The organism is Microbacterium ureisolvens, from assembly GCF_019511645.1.
Taxonomy (GTDB): Bacteria; Actinomycetota; Actinomycetes; order Actinomycetales; family Microbacteriaceae; genus Microbacterium; species Microbacterium ureisolvens_A.
The window spans coordinates 33,558-52,304 of sequence record NZ_JAEUAX010000011.1 but is presented as its reverse complement, the minus strand read 5'-3'; the positions used below and the strand labels follow the sequence as shown (position 1 = coordinate 52,304).

Sequence of the window (18,747 nt, the reverse complement as noted above, 5' to 3'; positions counted from 1 at the left end):
CGCGCCCTCGGGTCCGTCACACGCGCGGCAGCACGGCCCGCGCCGCGGCGGACGACATGCCGGTCGCGGTGAGGAGGTCGACCGCCAACGGGCGCATCGCCGTGATGAGGTTCTGCTCGCCCTGCGAAGCGTCGGGGAGGATCGCCGCCGGGTCGAGGCGCACGGCGACCGCACGGACCGCCTCGCGCGCAGCCGGCTGCAGCGCGATGTCGTCGAGACTCTCGCCCACCAGTTCGGCAGCGCGCATGAGCTCGGCGAGCACCTCGGCCTGCACGGGCCGCCGCTGACCGTCGTCGCAGAGGTACACCGCACGGCGCGCGACGACGCGGAGGTTCCGCGTGGCGAAGTCCATCGCCTGCAGCACCTCGTGATGCCGGCGCAGCTCGGCGCGCTGCGGGCGCAGCCACGGCGAGAACGCGGCGACGGCGAGTCCGGAGTCCAGTGAGGCGCGCCACTCGTCGATGCGCGGGGCGATCGCCCGCGCCTTCTCGAGACCTCGGGCGGCGCGGATCGCGTCCCCCCGGCGCAGCGCCTGCACGATGGTGCGCGCCGCTGCGTCCGCCGCCGCGAAGACGGCGTGCCCGTCGCGGGCCTCCTCTCGTCGGGGGTTGCGCGGGATGAGCGCCGTCACGGCGAGGGCCGCGATGCCGCCCACCGCGCCGTCGATGAGGCGGGAGAACGGCTCCGTCGCCGGCAAGGACATCACGATGCACGCCTGGACGCCCGCCATGATCGCGAACGGCGGATACGGCGAGAGGAACCGGGCGACCAGGAGCGTCACGCCGAGAGCCAGAGCGAGCTGCCACCAGCCTGGGCCGACGACAACGACGAAGCCCTCCGCGACGAGGATGCCGACCAGCATCCCGACGACGGTCTCGAGCACGCGCCGCGGGCGTGCGTCGCGCACGAGGCCGAGGCTGGTGATCGTCACGGTGGCCGCGAGCAGCGGCGCCGGATGCCCGAGGACGTAGTGCGCGAAGCCCCACGCAGCGGTCGCCGCCACGGTGATCTGCAGGATCGCCAGCGCCGACCCACGAACTCGCGTCAGCTGCGGCCGCAGGTCCAGCCGGGCGCGCCAGCCCGTGGGCACGACCTGGGTGATCGCGGCGGTCTCGCCGTCGCCGCTCACGGCAGACTCCCCTACTGGGCGGCCGCGCGGCGCGACAGCCGGGTGATCCGCGGCACGTTCGCCGTCGCCCCGGCATCCGGCGGCACGACGACCTCCTGCGCCGCGGCGACCGGGCCGTCGGCGGTGTCGACCGTCAGCGCGGCGTCGACCGGGGTGGTGCGGCGGACGACCGCGAGCGCGATCGGGCCTTCTTCGTAATGCAGCGCCGCCGATGTGACGATGCCGACCGCGTCGTCGCCGAGTCGCACGGCCGCGCCGTGCTCGGGCAGCACGCTGCCGGATCCGTCGAGCTGCAGCGCGACGAGGCGGCGCGGCGGGTGACCGAGGTTGTGCACCTTGGCGATGGTCTCCTGCCCGCGATAGCAGCCCTTGTCGAGGTGGACCGCGGTGCGCAGCCAGTCCAGCTCGTGGGGCAGCGCGCGCTCGTCGACGTCGGTGGTCCAGCGCGGTCGCCACGCGGCGACGCGCAGGGCTTCGGTCGCCACAAGGCCGGCGAGCTCGAGTTCACCGCGGGCCGCTGCATCCGCGATCCGCTGCTCCTCCCCCCGGGTGACGATCGCCTCGGCCCAGTCGCGATCCGCGCCCGGGTGCGGGTCGACGGGCGCGTAGGCGTGGCCTCCGGGCGTGACAGCGGGCCACGGGTCGCGCCACACGAGCGGCACCCCGGCAGGCGTCGCGGGCGAGATGCGCTCGAGTGCTGCGGCTGTGCCGCCGATCACCGCGTACTCGTCATCGGCGATGCGCGGATCGACGCGCAAGCGGAACCGCATCTTGCGGAGCCAGTCGTACAGGCCCGCCACGTCGGCGCGATCGGCGATGAGCCAGGCGGTCTCACCGTCATCGACGACGGATGCCGCGTGCTCGACGTGTCCGTGCGGGTCGAGGATCAACAGCTCGGTGCCGATGCCGGGGGCGAGGCGAGTCAGCGCCTGTGACGACAGCGAGTCGAGCCAGGACAGGCGGTCCTCGCCGGGCACGGCGATGACGGCTCGGTCGGCGCGCGGGGCGAGAGCCGCGCCCGCGGCGAGCCGGCGCTGCTCGATGAGAGGGCTTCCGACGTGCTGCAGGCCGGCGTCGTCGACGACGGCGCCGGGGACGGAGGCGAACGGGTCGGCCATCACTGCACTCCGTTCATTCGGCTCGGGCGAGGCGCGCGGACGCGTGCGCTCCCAGCTCGAAGCCGAGCGCCGCGATGTCCCACGCCCACAGCAGGTGTCCCTCGACCAGTCCGTACATGCGGGTGGCGGCCGCGTACGACTTCGCGCCGGCGGGACGCACGACCGCGTCCGTGGCGATGTCGATGCGGGGTCCTTTGATCTGGCCGAGGTACAGCTCGCTCACGCCGTCGGCGTGCACGAGGGCCGCCTCGAGGTCGAACCCGCCGTCGGCGTTGCGCAGCCGCTCGATGTCGTCGGCCGTGCGCGCAACCGGGGCGGCCAGCGCGGGCAGCAGACCCGGACCGGCGTCGGCGTCGGTGGCCGTGAGCGCGAGGCGCCAGTAGCCGAGCTCGGCCACCAGGCGGGTGCGCTTCTCGGGGTCCTCGGCGTCATGCAGCCAGGCGTCGGCCGAGTAGTTCAGGTAGTCGCCGCCGTCGTGGCTGAAGCTCACGCGGTGCGTGAACTCGCCGGTGTAGGCGTGGTCGCCGTAGTCGATGACGCCCGTGCCCTCCCACACTCCGATGAGCCACGAGAGCGGGACGAGCTCCGCGGGAAGGTCGGTCGGGATGTCGAGCACGACCGGACCCGTCAGCGCTGGCCGCGGTAGAGGTTCTTGACGACGACGGCGGAGACGAAGACGATCGCCAGAGACGCCAGACCGAGCAGGCCCACGAAGAACAGTTCGAGCGCGACGGTATCCATATGAGGGAGTCTAGCCGGGAACGAGGGCGGCCAGACCGAACCCCAGGCTGATGACGCCCATCACCAGCGCAGCACCGAGGACGCTCGCCGCCACACGCTCGGTGAAACCCTGGGACCGACCCGACCAGAGCTGGACCGCGAACGCCGCGATGAGGCATCCGCCCAGTCCGACTCCCAGCCAGGCCGCGCGCGCGTCGAGCGTCGCGAACACGCCGACGACGATCGCGATCAGCGCCGCGAGCACCCACACGGCGACGATGCCGCCGAAGGTGCGGCGAGGGGCGAGTTCAGGCACGGCCACGCGTCCATCATCGCGCATCGGTTCGCGGGGCGCATCCGCCGACGCGGGCCGTGCGCGTGTCGACGGACGACATGCGCACCGACCGGGCCTCCCCCACGCCCTACACTGGGGTTCGCGGCGCACCCCCCTGCGCCGGGAAGGCGATCCATTGGCACAGCTCCTGGTTCTCAGTTCCACGCACGGAGGCGGCCCCGTGCTGCCCTCGCTCGAACTGCTGAGCCACCGCGTGCGCCTGATCCCCGCCGAGCCCGCCCAGCTCGTCAACGCCCCGAGCGCCGACATCATCTTCGTCGATGCGCGCGTCGACCTCGTCGGCGCGAAGTCGCTGTGCAAGATCCTCAACACCACGGGGCTCGACGCGCCCCTGCTGCTGATCGTGACCGAAGGCGGTCTGACGGCGGTGTCCCCGGATTGGGGCGTCGACGACGTCATCCTCTTCACCGCCGGCCCCGCCGAGGTCGACGCCCGCATCCGCCTGGCCGTCGGCCGCCAGTCCGCCGAGCAGGTGTCGACGCGCATCCAGACGTCGGGCATCACGATCGACGAGTCGTCGTACTCGGCCAAGGTGCACGGGCGTCCGCTCGACCTCACGTACAAGGAGTTCCAGCTCCTCCACTTCTTCGCGACGCACCCGTCGCGCGTCTTCACCCGCGAGCAGCTGCTGAGCGAGGTGTGGGGGTACGACTACTTCGGCGGCACCCGCACGGTCGACGTGCACGTGCGGCGCCTTCGCGCCAAGCTCGGCGACATGGAGCAGCTCATCGGCACCGTGCGCAACGTCGGCTACCGCTTCAACGTCTACGAAGACGAACCGGAGCCCGCCCCGCGCGAGCGCACCGAGGCCTGACGCGGCGGCACGTCGCCGTCCACCTCTCCGATACGTCGTTCACACTCTCGTCACGTCACCCTGCAATGATGAGGGGATGATCGAACCCGAGGTGCTCGACGCCGGCCTGGGCGATGCGGACGACGACGACTTCGACCTCTCGGAGGTCTTCGACTCGCAGCTGCCCGACCACCGCTATCTGGATCGCGAGCTTAGCTGGCTCGCCTTCAACCAGCGCGTGCTGGAACTCGCCGAGGATCCCAACCTTCCGACCCTCGAGCGGGCGAACTTCCTGGCGATCTTCGCGAGCAACCTCGACGAGTTCTTCATGGTGCGCGTCGCCGGCCTGAAGCGCCGCATCGTCACCGGCCTCGCGCTGCCGACGAACGTCGGCCGCTCCCCCGCAGACGTGCTCGCCGACATCTCGGCCGAGGCGCACCGGCTCCAGCTGCGTCACGCCGAGGCCTGGACGTCGCTCGTGAAGCCCGCGATGGCCGCGGCGGGCATCCAGGTCGTCTCGTACGACTCGCTGGATGAGGCCGAGCGCGAGGCGCTCTACGACTACTTCCAGGCGCAGGTCTTCCCCGTCCTCATGCCGCTCGCGGTCGACCCCGCCCATCCCTTCCCGTACATCTCGGGCCTGTCGCTCAACCTCGCCATCCGCATCCGCAGCGCCCGCACCGGGCGCCAGGAGTTCGCGCGCCTCAAGGTTCCGCCGATGCTTCCGCGCTTCGTCGAGCTGCCGCCTGTCGACGGCGCCGTGCGGTACCTGCCGCTCGAGGACCTCATCTCCAACCACCTCGACGACCTCTTCCCGGGGATGGAGGTGCTCGATCACCACGCGTTCCGTCTCACCCGCAACGAGGACGTGGTGATCGAGGAGGACGAGACGGAGAACCTCATCCAGGCGCTCGAGGCCGAGCTGCTGCGGCGCCGCTTCGGCCCGCCGATCCGCCTCGAGATCACCGACGACATGGACGACGTGACGCTCGACCTCCTCATCAAGGAGCTCGACATCACCCAGCAGGAGGTCTACCGCCTCCCCGGCCCGCTCGACCTGCGGGGCCTGTTCGACCTGTCGCGGATCGACCGGCCCGACCTGCACTACAAGCCGCACCTGCCCACGACCGCACTCGCCTTCCAGCCGGGTGACAACAACGAGCGCCCCGACATCTTCGCCTCGATCCGCAAGGGCGACGTGCTCGTGCACCACCCCTACGAGTCGTTCGCGACCAGCGTGCAGGCGTTCCTCGAGCAGGCGGCGAAGGACCCGCACGTGCTCGCCATCAAGCAGACGCTGTACCGCACGTCCGGAGACAGCCCCATCGTCGAAGCGCTGATCGACGCCGCCGAGGCGGGCAAGCAGGTCCTCGCGCTCGTCGAGATCAAGGCGCGCTTCGACGAGGCGAACAACATCGTCTGGGCGCGCAAGCTCGAGAAGGCGGGCGTACACGTGGTCTACGGGCTCGTCGGGCTCAAGACCCACTGCAAGCTCGCTCTCGTCATCCGCGAGGAGAACGGCGTGCTGCGCAGCTACAGCCACGTCGGCACCGGCAACTACAACCCCAAGACGAGCCGCATCTACGAGGACTTCGGCCTCTTCACCGCCGACGACCAGGTGGGTCGCGATCTCACCCGCCTGTTCAACGAGCTGAGCGGCTACGCGATCGAGAAGAAGTTCAAGCGCCTGCTGGTCGCGCCGCTGCACCTGCGCAAGGGCCTGCTCCGCCTCATCGACAAGGAGCGCCGCAACGCTCTGGCCGGCAAGCCCGCCAGCATCCGGATCAAGGTCAACTCGATGGTCGACGAGCAGATCATCGACTCCCTCTACCGGGCGAGCCAGGCCGGCGTGAAGGTGGAGGTGTGCGTGCGCGGCATCTGCTCGCTGAAGCCGGGCGTCCAGGGCATGAGCGAGAACATCACGGTGCGCTCGATCCTCGGCCGCTACCTCGAGCACTCGCGCATCTTCGCCTTCCACAACGACGGCGACCCCGTCGTGTACATCGGCAGCGCCGACATGATGCACCGCAATCTCGACCGCCGCGTCGAGGCGCTGGTGCGCGTGGTCGCCCCCGCTCACGTGAAGGAGCTCAACGACCTGTTCACCCTGTCGATGAGCGACTCGACGAGCTCATGGCATCTGGGCCCCGACGGGGAGTGGACGCGGCACAACGTCGACGAGGAGGGCAAGCCGCTCCTGGACCTCCAGGACCGCACCATGGTCAATGTGCAGCGGCGCCGGCGGGCGCGGGCGGTGCGATGACCGAGACGGCCGTCTACGCGGCCGGGGGCGTCGTGTGGCGTGTCGTCGACGACAAGCTGCGCGTGCTCCTGATCCACCGCACGAAGTACCGCGATGTCACGCTTCCCAAGGGCAAGGTCGACCCCGGTGAGATGCTCGCCGAGACCGCGGTGCGCGAGATCCATGAGGAGACCGGCATCCGTGTCGCCCTCGGCGTTCCGGTCGGGGTGTCGCGCTACCGGCTGCCCAGCAAGCGCATCAAGATCGTCCACTACTGGGCCGCCGAGGCGACGGATGCCGCCATCCGCACCTCCGCGTTCGTGCCGAACAAAGAGATCGCGGCGATCGAATGGGTGTCGCCGAGGAAGGCGCTGAAGCGGCTCAGCTACCCCGTCGACGCCGAGATCATGGAGAACTTCCTGCGACTCGTCGATGAGGGAGTGCTGCGGACGTTCCCCCTCGTGGTGCTGCGGCACGCCAAGGCGGTCACCCGCGAGGAATGGAAGGGGAAGGATGCTGCGCGGCCGCTCTCCGCGCGAGGCCGCCGCCAGGCGGACTCGATCGTCGGGCCCCTTGTCGCCTTCGGCGTCCGGCGGATCGTGTCGAGCCCGGCCGTGCGCTGCGTCAAGACCGTCGCGCCGCTGTCGGCCGCGATCGGCCGCGGAATCGACACGAGCAAGCTCATCAGTCAGGATGCGTGGGAGGACGGCAAGTCCGACGCGCGCACGGTGATCGGCGAGCGGGTCCGTGCGCGCAGGCCCGCCGTGCTGTGCAGCCACGGCCCCCTGCTTCCCGACATCCTGAGCGAGCTCGCGCTCGCGACGGGCACGCTGCGTGGCTCGTACCTCGGCAGCGCCTCGGCCCTCGAGCCCGCCGCGTTCTCGGTGGTGCACCTGTCGGTCGAGAACCCGGGCTCGGGCATCGTCACGATCGAGACGCACGAGCCCAAGGTGTGAGGGGGGCCGCGAGGCCCGAAGTGAACGGCCGGCGGAGGGTGAGGCGGAAATCCAAGGCGGAGCGACCTCTCACGTCAATGCCCGTGCATGGATGTCGGCATCCCGTTCACCTTCCGTTCACCCGCAGAGCGCACTCTCTTAAGAGTCCGAGCCTACGTTTCAGATCGAACCCCGCACCGGGTTCGAACCCGAAGGCCTGTTCGGCCTGTATCCCTGACACGTGAAGGATTCACACAGTGAAGATCTCTCGCATCGCCCAGGTGGGCGCTGTCGCCGCAGTCGCGGCCCTCGCCCTCGCCGGCTGCGCCTCGAACGAGACCAGCCCGGGCGGCACCGCTCCCTCCGCCAGCGAGGGCCCCGCACTCACCGGCACCCTCAACGGCTCGGGCGCCACGTCGCAGCAGGTCGCCGTGTCGGCCTGGACCCAGCTCTTCCAGACCGCCAACCCCGACGTCACGGTCAACTACGACCCGCAGGGCTCGGGCACCGGTCGCGAGTCGTTCCAGTCCGGCGCCGTCCAGTTCGCCGGCTCCGACCGCGCGTTCAAGATCGAGGAGATCGAGGCCGGCCCGTTCGACGCATGCGTCGAAGGCTCGGACCTGGTCGAGATCCCCGCCTACGTCTCGCCGATCGCCATCGCGTTCAACGTCGAGGGCGTCGACGCGCTCAACCTCGACCCCGACACGATCGCGGGCATCTTCGCCGGCACGATCACCAACTGGAACGACCCGGCCATCGCCGCCACGAACTCGGGCGTGACGCTGCCGGACCTCGCCATCGCGCCGGTCCACCGCTCCGACAAGTCGGGCACCACGGCCAACTTCACCGACTACCTCGCGCAGACGGCGTCGAGCGTCTGGACCTACGGCGCCGTCGAGGAGTGGCCGATCCAGGGCGGCGAGGCCGCTCAGGGCACGTCGGGAGTCGTCGACGCGATCAAGGGCGGCAACGGCACCATCGGCTACGCCGACCACTCGCAGACCGGCGACCTCTCGGTCGTGAGCGTCCAGGTCGGCTCGGAGTGGAACGCGCCGTCGGCGGAGGGCGCTGCGGTGGCCCTGGACGCCTCGCCGCTCGAGGAGGGTCGCGCGCCGACCGACCTCGCCTTCGAGATCGACCGCACCACGGAGGAGTCGGGCGCCTACCCCGTCATGCTCGTGAGCTACCTCATCGGCTGCGTCGAGTACGCCGACGCCGACGCTGCGGCGCTCGTGAAGGGCTTCTTCACGACGGCTGTCAGCGAGGAGGGCCAGCAGTCGGCCGCTGAGAACGCGGGCAGCGCCCCGATCTCGGCCGACCTCGCCGCTCAGTCGCAGGCTGCGATCGACGAGATCAAGTAAAGACCGCAATCAGGCCCCGGACGCGCCGCCAGGCGCGGCCGGGGCCGGATGCGGATCGGAAGCACCAACCCGATCAGGACGGATGACATGACAGCGGCCGCCCCCGCCCCAACCAAGATTGAGGCCAAGAAGCGCCCGGGCGACATCTGGTTCTCCGGTACGGCCCTCGCGGCCGGCTCGATGATCCTCGCCACGCTCGCGGCCGTCGCGATCTTCCTGATCGTGCAGTCGATCCCCGCGATCGGCGCGACGCCCGAAGAGGCCAGCCTCCTCTCCTCCAACTTCTGGGACTACGTCTGGCCGCTGCTGTTCGGCACCGTGTGGGCCGCACTGCTGGCGCTCGTAATGGCCGTCCCGCTCTCGCTCGGCGTCGCGCTCTTCATCACCCACTACTCGCCCCGCCGGATCGCGCAGGGTCTCGGCTACGTGGTCGACCTCCTCGCCGCCGTCCCCTCGGTGGTGTTCGGTCTGTGGGGCATCCTCGTGCTGGCCCCCGCGGTCCAGCCGGTCTACGCGTGGCTGACCACGAACATGGGCTGGTTCCCGCTCTTCGCGGGCGAGGTCTCCGCCACGGGCCGCACGATCTTCACCGCCGCGATCGTCCTGGCGGTCATGGTCGTCCCGATCATCACCGCCATCTGCCGCGAGATCTTCCTGCAGACCCCCGTCCTCCACGAGGAGGCGGCACTCGCGCTGGGTGCCACGCGCTGGGAGATGATCCGCATGGCTGTGCTGCCCTTCGGCCGCAGCGGCATCGTCTCTGCCTCGATGCTCGGTCTCGGCCGCGCGCTGGGAGAGACGATGGCCGTGGCCATGGTGCTCTCCGCCACGGGCACGGTGACGTTCCAGCTCTTCACGTCGACCAACCCCTCGACGATCGCCGCGAACATCGCCCTGACCTTCCCCGAGGCGTTCGGGACCAACATCAACGTCCTGATCGCGACGGGTCTGATCCTGTTCATCGTGACGTTCGCCGTCAACTTCATCGCGCGTTGGATCGTCAACCGCCGCAAGGAATTCTCGGGGGCCAACTGATGACCATCACCGCTACGCCTCCGAGCACGGACGTCCGTCCGTCGCGGTCGCAGCTCACCACGGGCCGGCTGCCCTCCTGGGCCGTCTGGTCGATGGTCGGCGGATCCCTCGCCGCGATGCTCGCCGTCTTCGCCATCGTGGCGGTCGGCTCGGGCGATGATCTCAACATCGCCGGCTGGCTCATCTCGACCGGCGTCGTCTACCTGATCCTGATCTTCACCGTCTCGTCGATCGTCGAGAGCCGCCGCAAGGCCGTCGACCGCCTCGTCACCGGCGTGGTCGCCTCGGCGTTCCTCATCGCGATGGTGCCGCTGATCTCGGTCGCCTGGACCGTGGTCGTCAACGGCATCGCGCGCTTCGACGCCGAGTTCTTCACGAGCTCGATGCGCAACGTGGTCGGCGAGGGCGGCGGCGTGCTGCACGCGATCGTCGGCACGCTCCTCATCACGGGCATGGCCGCGCTCATCTCGATCCCGATCGGCCTCATGGCGGCGATCTATCTCGTCGAGTACGGCGAGGGCACGCGCCTCGGGCGCGGTATCACCTTCCTCGTCGACGTCATGACGGGCATCCCGTCGATCGTCGCCGGTCTGTTCGCCTACGCGCTGTTCGCCCTGTTCTTCGGCCCCGGCATCCGCATGGGCTTCATGGGCTCGATCGCACTGTCGGTGCTCATGATCCCGGTCGTGGTGCGCTCGACCGAAGAGATGCTGCGCCTCGTCCCGAACGAGCTGCGCGAGGCCTCGTACGCGCTGGGCGTGCCGAAGTGGCTCACGGTCGTCAAGGTCGTCCTTCCCACCTCCATCGCCGGCATCACCACGGGCATCATGCTGTCGATCTCCCGCGTCATCGGCGAGACCGCCCCGCTGCTGATCACCGCCGGGTTCACGAACAGCATGAACTACGACCTGTTCGACGGCCGCATGCAGACGCTTCCCGTCTTCACCTACACCGAGTACATGAACAAGGGCATCCCGCCCGAGGCCTACATCGACCGCGCATGGGCCGGGGCACTCACGCTCATCCTGATCGTGATGCTCCTCAACCTCATCGCCCGCATCGTGGCGAAGGTGTTCTCCCCCAAGACCGGTCGCTGACCTCACCCAACCCGAAAGAACCACTGCCTTGTCCAAGAGCATCGAAGTCAACGATCTGAACGTCTACTACGGCGACTTCCTCGCCGTCGAGGGCGTCTCCCTGTCGATCGACCCGCGCAGCGTCACGGCCTTCATCGGCCCGTCGGGCTGCGGCAAGTCCACGTTCCTGCGCACCCTCAACCGCATGCACGAGGTCATCCCCGGCGCGCGCGTCGAGGGCGAGGTGCTCCTCGACGGCGACAACCTGTACGGTGCCGGCGTCGACCCCGTGCTCGTCCGCCGCCAGGTCGGCATGGTCTTCCAGCGCCCGAACCCGTTCCCGACGATGTCGATCAAGGAGAACGTCCTGGCGGGCGTCAAGCTCAACAACAAGCGCATCTCGAAGTCCGATGCCGACGCGCTCGTCGAGAAGTCCCTGCGCGGGGCGAACCTGTGGAACGAGGTCAAGGACCGCCTCGACAAGCCGGGTTCCGGCCTCTCCGGCGGTCAGCAGCAGCGCCTGTGCATCGCGCGTGCGATCGCGGTCGCGCCCGACGTGCTGCTGATGGACGAGCCCTGCTCGGCCCTCGACCCGATCTCGACGTACGCGATCGAGGAGCTCATCGGCGAACTCAAGAACGAGTACACCGTGGTCATCGTCACGCACAACATGCAGCAGGCCTCGCGTGTCAGCGACAAGACGGCGTTCTTCAACATCGCCGGCACCGGCAAGCCGGGCAAGCTCATCGAGTACAACGACACCACGGCGATCTTCACCACGCCGAGCGTGCAGGCCACCGAGGACTACGTCTCCGGCCGCTTCGGTTGAGCCCCCGGTCCCGCCTGACCCGAAGCCCTCGCCTCCGGCGGGGGCTTCGTCGATGCGGTCAGTCGCGCGCACTCAGCAGATAGCGGTTGAAGGATGCCGTGAGCTCGGCGTCCACGGGCATCTCGACGCCGTCGATCGCTGTGATCGGTGCTGCGAGCCGCACGCTGGACACCAGCCACGCGGCATCCGCTTCGCGTAGAGCACCCGTCGGCACGACCTCGTACCCCGTCTCATGCCCCTGCTCTTCGAGGTGGGCGAAGAGGCTCAGCTGCGTCGTTCCGTGGAGGATGCCGCCGTGGGGTGCCGGCGTGACGAAGCGGCCGCCGATGCGCAGGATGAGGGACGCCGTGGGCGCCTCGAGCACGAAGCCGTCGGAGGTGACGAAGATCGCGTCATCGGCGCCGCGGCGCTTCGCCTCGCGGATCGCGGCCATGTTGACCGCGTACGACAGGGTCTTCGCTCCCAGAAGCAGCCAGGGCGCCCGGGCGGGGGTGTCGATGCCGTAGCCACGGTCGAGCGTGACGACCCGGATGCCGTGCTCCCGCGCCGCCGAGTTGTCGGGTGCGGGCGCGACCGTCACCCACGCGGTGGGGGCGGGTCCGTGCTCGACGCCGCGGCTGAGGATGAGCTTGATCACGCCCTCCCCCGTGGCCGGAGCGTGCCGGGCGGCGACCCCGATGGCCTGCCGCCACTGTTCGAGATTCGGCCCGGGAAGGTCGCAGATGCGCGCCGAGTGCGCCAGTCGCTCCAGATGCGCTTGGGTCTCCTGCACGTGGCCGTCGACGACGCCGATCGATTCGAAGATGCCGTCGCCGCGCTGGGTGCTCAGCTCGCCGACGCTCAGCGCCGGCGCTGACGGGTCGATCACCCGGAAGGAGTCGGCGAAGCTCGGACGGGGATCATCGGATGCCGCGGGCTCGATCACGAGCGCGAAACGCAAGGCCATGCCCCGAGCTTAGGCGTTCGGGAATGCCGCGCCCTCGGACTCGGTTACACTGGATCGGCCGGGCCGCAGTAACCCCGGGCTCCAAAATTTGCCGCTTCGAGCGGCGCCGCGCCGAGAGGCGTTCTGCGGCCCGGCACTCTCATGCCCGGTGAATGCGCACGCACCGATCGCGACAGAACGCCTCTCCCGCGAAGCGCACGAGCACCGCGGCGTTCTGCGGCCCGGCACTCTCATGCCCGGTGAATGCGCACGCACCGATCGAGCCAGAACGCCTCTCCCGCGAAGCGCACGAGCACCGCGGCGTTCTGCGGCCCGGCACTCTCATGCCCGGTGAGCTTTTTCTGCTCAGGTGAGGGCGTCGCGGCGCCAGAGGGCGGCGCAGGCGGTGAGGTCGGCGGCGTAGTCCGACAGGCGCAGGGCACGGGTGGTGAAGGCCGAGGCGCGGTCGGGCTCGGTCGCCTCGTAGTCGTCGGCGACGTGCGTCGCACCGGAGGCCTGCACGCGGCAGAACGCTGCCGCACGGTCGAGAGCCACCGCGAAGTCGCCCTCGAAGAGTCCCCGCAGGATCGTGTCGACCAGCGAGACGAGCTCCTCCGGCCCGGCCGGCGACGGTGCGCCGGCCACCACGTCGTCGGCGGAGGCGAGCTCGGCACGGCCGCGCTCGTAGAGGAGCGCGGCCGTGCGCGGGTCGTCGTGGATCATGAGCTGCACCAGGTACAGCCGCCATAGGGCGCCGGGAAGGGTCTTCGCGGGCGAACGCGACCACAGCTCGGCGAGGTCGTCGATGCCGTGCTCGTCGGTGAAGGCGACGAGCCGGTCCACGACGGTGCCGTCGGGGTCGGCCCGCACGCGGGCGAGCAAGGCGTGCGCGGTCGTGTGCGCGACGCGGGAGACCTCCGCCGGGTCCTCGGCGGAGAACACCCGGTCGAAGAGTTCTGCCGGCCGGCGGACGGGCTTGTGGAACTCCCTGGACGAGTCGCTCATTCCGTCCAGGCTACTCGCCGCGACGAGCATGGGCTCGCGCTGCATGGCGGCGACCCACGGCAGGCACACGATCGCGCCCGTCTCAGACCTGGTTGATGCGGATGTGGTTGCCCGCCGGGTCGCGAAAGGCCGCGTCACGCGGGCCCCAGCCCTGCTCCTTGGGCTCCTGCAGCACCTCGGCGCCGAACTCGCGCAGCTTCTCGAATGTGGCATCGAGGTCGGAGGTGGTGAAGACGTAGGGTCCGGGACCGGATCCCTTGACGACCAGGCGCTGGAGCGCATCTCCGTCCTCGGGCGAGCGGCCCGCGGTCGGGTCCGACACGACGAGGGAAAGGCCGGGCTGGCCAGGGAAGCCGAAGCTCACCCAGCGGTGACCGTCGTACGCGACGTCGTTGATGACTTCCAGGCCGAGTCCGTCGCGGTAGAAGGGGATGGCGGCGTCGACGTCGTCGACGGTGATGGGGCTGTATGCCAGGGCGATGTTCGTCATGGCTGACACGCTACGGCCGCCCCGCCCCGCGCGCTTCTCCGATCCTGCTCGGTTGCGGGTCAGGCGTAGCGGGTGGGGCGCGTGAGGATCTTCGCGACGCACAGCGGCATCGCCTCGGCGGCATCGTGCGGACGCGAACGGTACGAGCTCGGGGTCTCGCCCACGATCTCGGTGAACGTCGAGCTGAACGACCCCAGCGAAGTCGCGCCGACGGCAGTGCAGGCATCCGTCACCGACATGCCTTCGCGCAGCAGAGCCATCGCGCGCTCGATGCGCCGGGTCATCAGGTACGCGTAAGGGGTCTCTCCATACGCGGCCTTGAACTCGCGCGAGAAGTGGGCGGGCGACATGAGGGCCTTCGACGCCATCGTGGGCACGTCGAGCGGCTGCGCGTAGTCACGGTCCATCAGGTCGCGGGCGCGGCGCAGGTGCGCGAGGGTCTGGGTCGTCTGCGAGACGGATGCCACGGCCTCACGCTACCGGGATCCGCGGCGTCGCAGGGGGTCAGGTGGGAATCGTCACGATGGGCTCGCTCGACGGCTCGCCCGTCGGAGAGCCGCCCTGGGGCTCGACGGTGACCGCGATCACATCGCCGGGCTGCATCGCGCCTTCGAGCAGCGCCGTGGTCGTCCCGTCGGTCGGCTCGAACACTCCGGCCGGAACCGCGGCGCCGTCACGCACGAACCAGAGCTCGAAGCTCTCGTCGTCGGCGATCTGCGGCAGCCCCTGCGACACCAGCACGACCTTGCCGAGCGACGGGGACCAGTGCGCCGTCGCGGAGCCGCCGTCGGTGATCTCGACCGTCGCCGACTGGGCGTCGGGGGCATCCTCGATCTGCTGCAGCGCGACGACCTCTTCCGGACGGTTCATGTACTCGTTGATCTGGACCGCCGCGAGGCCGAGCGCGACGAGCAGCACCATCGAGGCGGCGAGCGTCAGGATGCCGCGGGTCCAACGCCGCCGCGACACCGCCTGGATCACCGCTGTCGGCGGGGGCGGCTCGGCCGCGGGCGGGTCGTCGGACCCGTCGACAGCGGGCCCGGGCCGCGGGGTCCACCTGTCCACGGGTTCGGCGGCGGCTGCCACCGCCGCGTCCATCGCCGGCAGCTGGGGGGTCGTCGCGACACGCGCCAGCAGCGTCGACCGGAGTGTCAGCGGAGGCAGGGCATCGGAGACGGTGTCGGCGAGTGCCGCGGCGGTGGCGGCATCCGCCTCGACCCAGTGCTCCCACTCGGGGTGCTCACGACGCGCCGACTCGAACGCCTGCCGATCGGCGGGCGACAGCGCGTTCAGCGCCGCACCGGCGGCGAGCTCGGCGAACTCCTGCTCGTCCATCACGCGGTCACCCCCATCTCGCTTCTCAGGCGGGACAGGCCGTCCCGCATCCTCGTCTTGATCGTCCCCAGCGGCGCCCCCACCAGGGCAGCGATCTCGCTCTGACTGTAACCCCCGTAATACGCGAGGGTCAGCGCCTCCCGCTGGGGATCGGGAAGCCCCGACAGCGCCGCGGCGACCTTCTCCCCCTCGATGCGCAGCTCCGCCTGCTCGGAGACCCCATCGTGGGCGACGTCGAGGTCCCTGAAGCCCACCCGCACGTCGCGATCGCTCGCCGCCTGGGACGACCTCACGCGGTCGACCGCCCGGCGGTGCGCGATCGTCAGCACCCACGACCGTCCCTGTCCTCTGTTCGGAGCGAAGCGCGCAGCGGATTGCCACACCTCGAGGAACACCTCCTGCAGCACCTCCTCGCTCTGCGCGCGGTCGACGAGCACCCGCAGGATCAGGCCGAAGACCCGAGGAGACAGCAGATCGTAGAGGCGGCCGAAGGCTGTCTGGTCGCCGCCGGCGACACGCTGCAGCAGCTCTCCGATGTGATCGACCGCTTCGGTGCCGTCATCGGGCACGTCGATTCCGTCGATCACCATGTCCACCAGCATGCCTTACGCACCTCCCTCCGACCCGCCGTCGCCTCACCCGAACGTGAACGAGTACACTTCGACGCCCCGTGACACCTCGACATCGAGAACGTGCGCTCCCTCATCCCCCGCGTGCTGGGCGACGGCGTACGAGCGGGGCGTCCCCGAGACGACCACGGCCTTCTCGCTCCCGCCGTCGAGGCGCACGCGCACCTCGCCTGCGCCGGCGAGCACCATGCGCACCTCGTCGGCGCGGAAGCGCAGACGGATGCTGCCGCCACCCTCGCCCGACGGCGCGGCGTACTGCGACTCGACGCGCCACGAGCCGTCGAGCGCGAACGAGTCGTCGGGCTGGACCGCGGGCAGCGCGTAGGCGCCGTCACCCGCTCGATACGGGCCGGTGCCGCCGTAGTTCACGTCCTTCGACGAGCCCAGGAAGGTCTCCCGCGTGCGGGTGCCGCCGGCGGGCGTCTCATCGGCGACCTCGGTGGCGTCGGGCAGCGCGACACCCGGGTCGGCATCCTCGAGCAGCTCGCGGATCAGCTTCTCGGTCGCGGCGTAGTTCCCCTCGCCGAAGGCGATGTGCCGGACCGTGCCCTCGGCGTCCACCAGGTAGTGCGCCGGCCAGTAGCGGTTGCGGTAGTTCGTCCACGTCGAGAGGCTGTTGTCGAGCGCGACCGGATAGCTGATCCCGAAGTCCCGGGCACCGGCTGCGACGTTGTCGGCGTCCTTCTCGAAGGCGTACTCGGGCGAGTGGATGCCGATCACCCTGAGCCCCGCATCGCGGTAGGCGGCGTCCCACGCGACCACGTGCGGGATGCTGCGCTGGCAGTTGATGCACGAGTATGCCCAGAAGTCGATGAGCACGACCCGCCCCCGCAGATCCTCCAGATCGACGGCGGCCCCGCCCGGTGTGTTGAGCCACGCCTCGATGCCGCGGATGCCCGGGGCGGTTCCGCAGGACTCCAGCTCGGGAGCGCCGTTGGTGCACCGGTCGAGGTCCTCGTTCTCATCGGTGACGAGGCCCCCGAGGTCGAGCGCGCGCCGCGCGTCGGGGCTGTCGGTCAGTTCGCGCTGGATGCCCGCGGTGTAGTCGGGCACGAGCCGCTGCAGCACCTGCGGGGCGTTGAACACCAGGCCGACCGCCAGCGCGAGCATGGCGATCCCGGCGGCGATGCGCAGACCGCGCTCCCGCGTGCGGAACGCACGGATGCGCTCGACGAGACCGCGACCGGCGAGCGCGAAGAAGAGCAGCGGCACGGCGACGCCGACCGCGAACGACATCGTGAGCACGAGGGTGCCGGCGTCGATCCGCCCGGTGGAACCCGCCACGATGATCGCGGCGAGGACCGGCCCGGCGCACGGGACGAACACGGTGCCGAGGGCGAGGCCGACGCCGTAACCGCTTCCCCGGTTCTGCACCTCGGTGCGGCGCGCGAGCTTCTGGAACGGCTTCTCGAGCAGCTGCTCGAACCTCGGGACGAGAAGGCCGACGCCGATCAGCACGAGCACCGCGATGCCTGCCCACCTCAGCACGTCCTGCGGCAGGCCGAGCGCGCCCACCAGCAGCGAGCCGAGCAGCGTCACGAGGGTGAAGCTCGTGATCAGCCCCGCGATCACCAGATACGGGCGCCACCGCGACGCCGGGTTCGCATCGCCGTCCATCCTCGCCGACTGCGCACCCCCGGTGAGGAAGATGACCGGCAGCACCGGCAGGATGCACGGCGAGATCCCCGTGATGAGTCCGCCCAGCAGACCGATGATGACGAGCTCCATGCGTCCCCCTCGTGCGTCGCCGGTTGTTCGCGCTGGGCGACGCTTCGGATTGGACGCCCAGCCCCGCGGCCACGCTGGGGGGCCGCAACACGCGGAATGACTCGACGATGCCGCGCGTCACGGCCCCCGACGGACCGGAGGCCGCGGCAAGACGGCCGGAAGATCTCCAATCCGATGCGCACAGCCCTCCGAACAGCCCGTGTAGCCGCTCCCGTGGCTCGCACCCCGCCGGGGACCAGCAGACCGCGGTCGTCAGGACCGCACGCACTAGAGGAGGAAGACATGTCTCGCACCACTGGGAAGCGCCTGACGGCCGGGCTCGCCCTCGCCGTCGCCGCGACCTTCGCGCTGTCCGCGTGCTCGATGGGCGGGTCCGCCGCCGAGCCCTCGACCGAGCCGTCGACGCCATCCATGGAAGCCACAGAGGAGGCGATGACGGCCGACCCGGCCGCGAACCTCGTGGGCCCGGGCTGCGCCGCGTACGCCGAGGCCGTCCCGGACGGCGATGGCTCGATCGAGGGGATGTCGGCCGACCCGGTCGCGGTCGCAGCATCCAACAATCCGATGCTGACCACGCTCACCGCAGCCGTGAGCGGACAGCTCAACCCGGACGTGAACCTCGTCGACACTCTGAACGGCGATGAGTTCACGGTGTTCGCACCGGTCGACGACGCGTTCGCCAAGCTCGATCCGGCCACGATCGAGTCGCTGAAGACCGACACCGCCACGCTGACCTCGATCCTCACGTACCACGTGGTGCCCGGCCAGATCGAGCCGGCCGACATCGCGGGCACGCACACCACGGTGCAGGGCGCCGACCTCGAGGTCACCGGCGAGGGCGAGAACTGGATGGTCAACGACGCCAACGTCATCTGCGGCGGTGTGCAGACAGCCAACGCCACCGTGTACCTGATCGACGCGGTCCTGATGCCTCCGGCGCAGTGACCGACGCCGGCTTCGGCCGGCACCTGGGGGCGGCGAGACCGCCGGCGCCTGCGAGGTGGCGCCGGCGGTCTCGCCGTGCCGGTTGCACGTCGGCGAA

Annotated in this window: 19 protein-coding genes; 8 read left to right on the top strand and 11 right to left on the bottom strand. The window is 70.3% G+C overall.

Annotated elements, in window-relative coordinates:
- Positions 1-16 precede the first annotated feature (16 nt).
- From JNB61_RS16400 to JNB61_RS16385, 4 genes are all read right to left on the bottom strand, one after another.
- On the bottom strand, positions 17-1,129 hold the full coding sequence (locus JNB61_RS16400) for an FUSC family protein (RefSeq protein WP_220340341.1): 1,113 nt from the start codon (positions 1,127-1,129) through the stop codon (positions 17-19).
- Between the two features lie 11 nt (positions 1,130-1,140).
- Entirely contained in the window at positions 1,141-2,247 is a 1,107-nt protein-coding gene (gene ygfZ / locus JNB61_RS16395) for a CAF17-like 4Fe-4S cluster assembly/insertion protein YgfZ (RefSeq protein ID WP_220340340.1), read from the bottom strand.
- A 13-nt stretch (positions 2,248-2,260) separates the two neighbouring features.
- On the bottom strand, positions 2,261-2,863 hold the full coding sequence (locus JNB61_RS16390; RefSeq protein WP_159842745.1) for an FABP family protein: 603 nt from the start codon (positions 2,861-2,863) through the stop codon (positions 2,261-2,263).
- Between the two features lie 135 nt (positions 2,864-2,998).
- Entirely contained in the window at positions 2,999-3,289 is a 291-nt protein-coding gene (locus JNB61_RS16385) for a hypothetical protein (RefSeq protein WP_220340339.1), read from the bottom strand.
- A gap of 148 nt (positions 3,290-3,437) precedes the next feature.
- Between JNB61_RS16385 and JNB61_RS16380 the strand changes: the two genes are divergently transcribed.
- The 7 genes from JNB61_RS16380 to pstB all read left to right on the top strand — a co-directional run bounded on the left by JNB61_RS16380 (position 3,438) and on the right by pstB (position 11,593).
- Positions 3,438-4,136, top strand: a complete 699-nt coding sequence (locus JNB61_RS16380; RefSeq protein ID WP_159842741.1) for a response regulator transcription factor — start codon at positions 3,438-3,440, stop codon at positions 4,134-4,136.
- A 76-nt stretch (positions 4,137-4,212) separates the two neighbouring features.
- Positions 4,213-6,378, top strand: coding sequence for an RNA degradosome polyphosphate kinase (locus JNB61_RS16375; RefSeq protein WP_220340338.1), 2,166 nt, complete (start codon positions 4,213-4,215; stop codon positions 6,376-6,378).
- Positions 6,375-7,313, top strand: coding sequence for an NUDIX hydrolase (locus JNB61_RS16370; RefSeq protein ID WP_220340337.1), 939 nt, complete (start codon positions 6,375-6,377; stop codon positions 7,311-7,313). Before JNB61_RS16375 ends, JNB61_RS16370 begins: the two co-directional genes overlap by 4 nt.
- 236 nt (positions 7,314-7,549) lie before the next feature.
- A complete protein-coding gene (locus tag JNB61_RS16365) occupies positions 7,550-8,653 on the top strand; it encodes a phosphate ABC transporter substrate-binding protein PstS (protein ID WP_220340336.1) in 1,104 nt (367 codons plus the stop codon).
- Between the two features lie 87 nt (positions 8,654-8,740).
- Positions 8,741-9,688: a phosphate ABC transporter permease subunit PstC gene (gene pstC / locus JNB61_RS16360; protein WP_220340335.1), complete on the top strand. Its 948-nt coding sequence runs from the start codon at positions 8,741-8,743 to the stop codon at positions 9,686-9,688.
- A complete protein-coding gene (pstA, locus tag JNB61_RS16355; protein WP_220340334.1) occupies positions 9,688-10,785 on the top strand; it encodes a phosphate ABC transporter permease PstA in 1,098 nt (365 codons plus the stop codon). The genes pstC and pstA overlap by 1 nt, the downstream gene beginning before the upstream one ends.
- Positions 10,786-10,813: 28 nt before the next feature.
- Positions 10,814-11,593 (top strand): phosphate ABC transporter ATP-binding protein PstB, encoded by a 780-nt coding sequence (pstB, locus tag JNB61_RS16350; RefSeq protein ID WP_159842729.1) that lies wholly within the window; start codon positions 10,814-10,816, stop codon positions 11,591-11,593.
- 58 nt (positions 11,594-11,651) lie between these two features.
- On the opposite strand, the gene JNB61_RS16345 is transcribed toward pstB, so the two are convergent.
- From JNB61_RS16345 to JNB61_RS16315, 7 genes are all read right to left on the bottom strand, one after another.
- Entirely contained in the window at positions 11,652-12,539 is an 888-nt protein-coding gene (locus tag JNB61_RS16345) for an aminodeoxychorismate lyase (protein WP_220340333.1), read from the bottom strand.
- 345 nt (positions 12,540-12,884) lie between these two features.
- Positions 12,885-13,523: a DNA-directed RNA polymerase subunit beta gene (locus JNB61_RS16340; protein WP_220340332.1), complete on the bottom strand. Its 639-nt coding sequence runs from the start codon at positions 13,521-13,523 to the stop codon at positions 12,885-12,887.
- An 82-nt stretch (positions 13,524-13,605) separates the two neighbouring features.
- Entirely contained in the window at positions 13,606-14,013 is a 408-nt protein-coding gene (locus tag JNB61_RS16335; protein WP_159842723.1) for a VOC family protein, read from the bottom strand.
- 59 nt (positions 14,014-14,072) lie between these two features.
- On the bottom strand, positions 14,073-14,420 hold the full coding sequence (locus tag JNB61_RS16330; RefSeq protein ID WP_159848360.1) for a helix-turn-helix transcriptional regulator: 348 nt from the start codon (positions 14,418-14,420) through the stop codon (positions 14,073-14,075).
- 97 nt (positions 14,421-14,517) lie between these two features.
- A complete protein-coding gene (locus tag JNB61_RS16325) occupies positions 14,518-15,348 on the bottom strand; it encodes an anti-sigma factor (protein WP_220340378.1) in 831 nt (276 codons plus the stop codon).
- Complete coding sequence (sigK, locus tag JNB61_RS16320) at positions 15,348-15,950, bottom strand: ECF RNA polymerase sigma factor SigK (protein ID WP_220289673.1); 603 nt, start codon at positions 15,948-15,950, stop codon at positions 15,348-15,350. The genes JNB61_RS16325 and sigK overlap by 1 nt, the downstream gene beginning before the upstream one ends.
- A 33-nt stretch (positions 15,951-15,983) precedes the next feature.
- Positions 15,984-17,705, bottom strand: coding sequence for a cytochrome c biogenesis protein CcdA (locus JNB61_RS16315; protein WP_220340331.1), 1,722 nt, complete (start codon positions 17,703-17,705; stop codon positions 15,984-15,986).
- Positions 17,706-17,987: 282 nt separating this feature from the next.
- Here JNB61_RS16315 and JNB61_RS16310 point away from each other — a divergent pair, with 282 nt between their 5' ends.
- Positions 17,988-18,650, top strand: coding sequence for a fasciclin domain-containing protein (locus JNB61_RS16310; protein ID WP_220289678.1), 663 nt, complete (start codon positions 17,988-17,990; stop codon positions 18,648-18,650).
- The last annotated feature ends 97 nt before the right edge of the window (positions 18,651-18,747 follow it).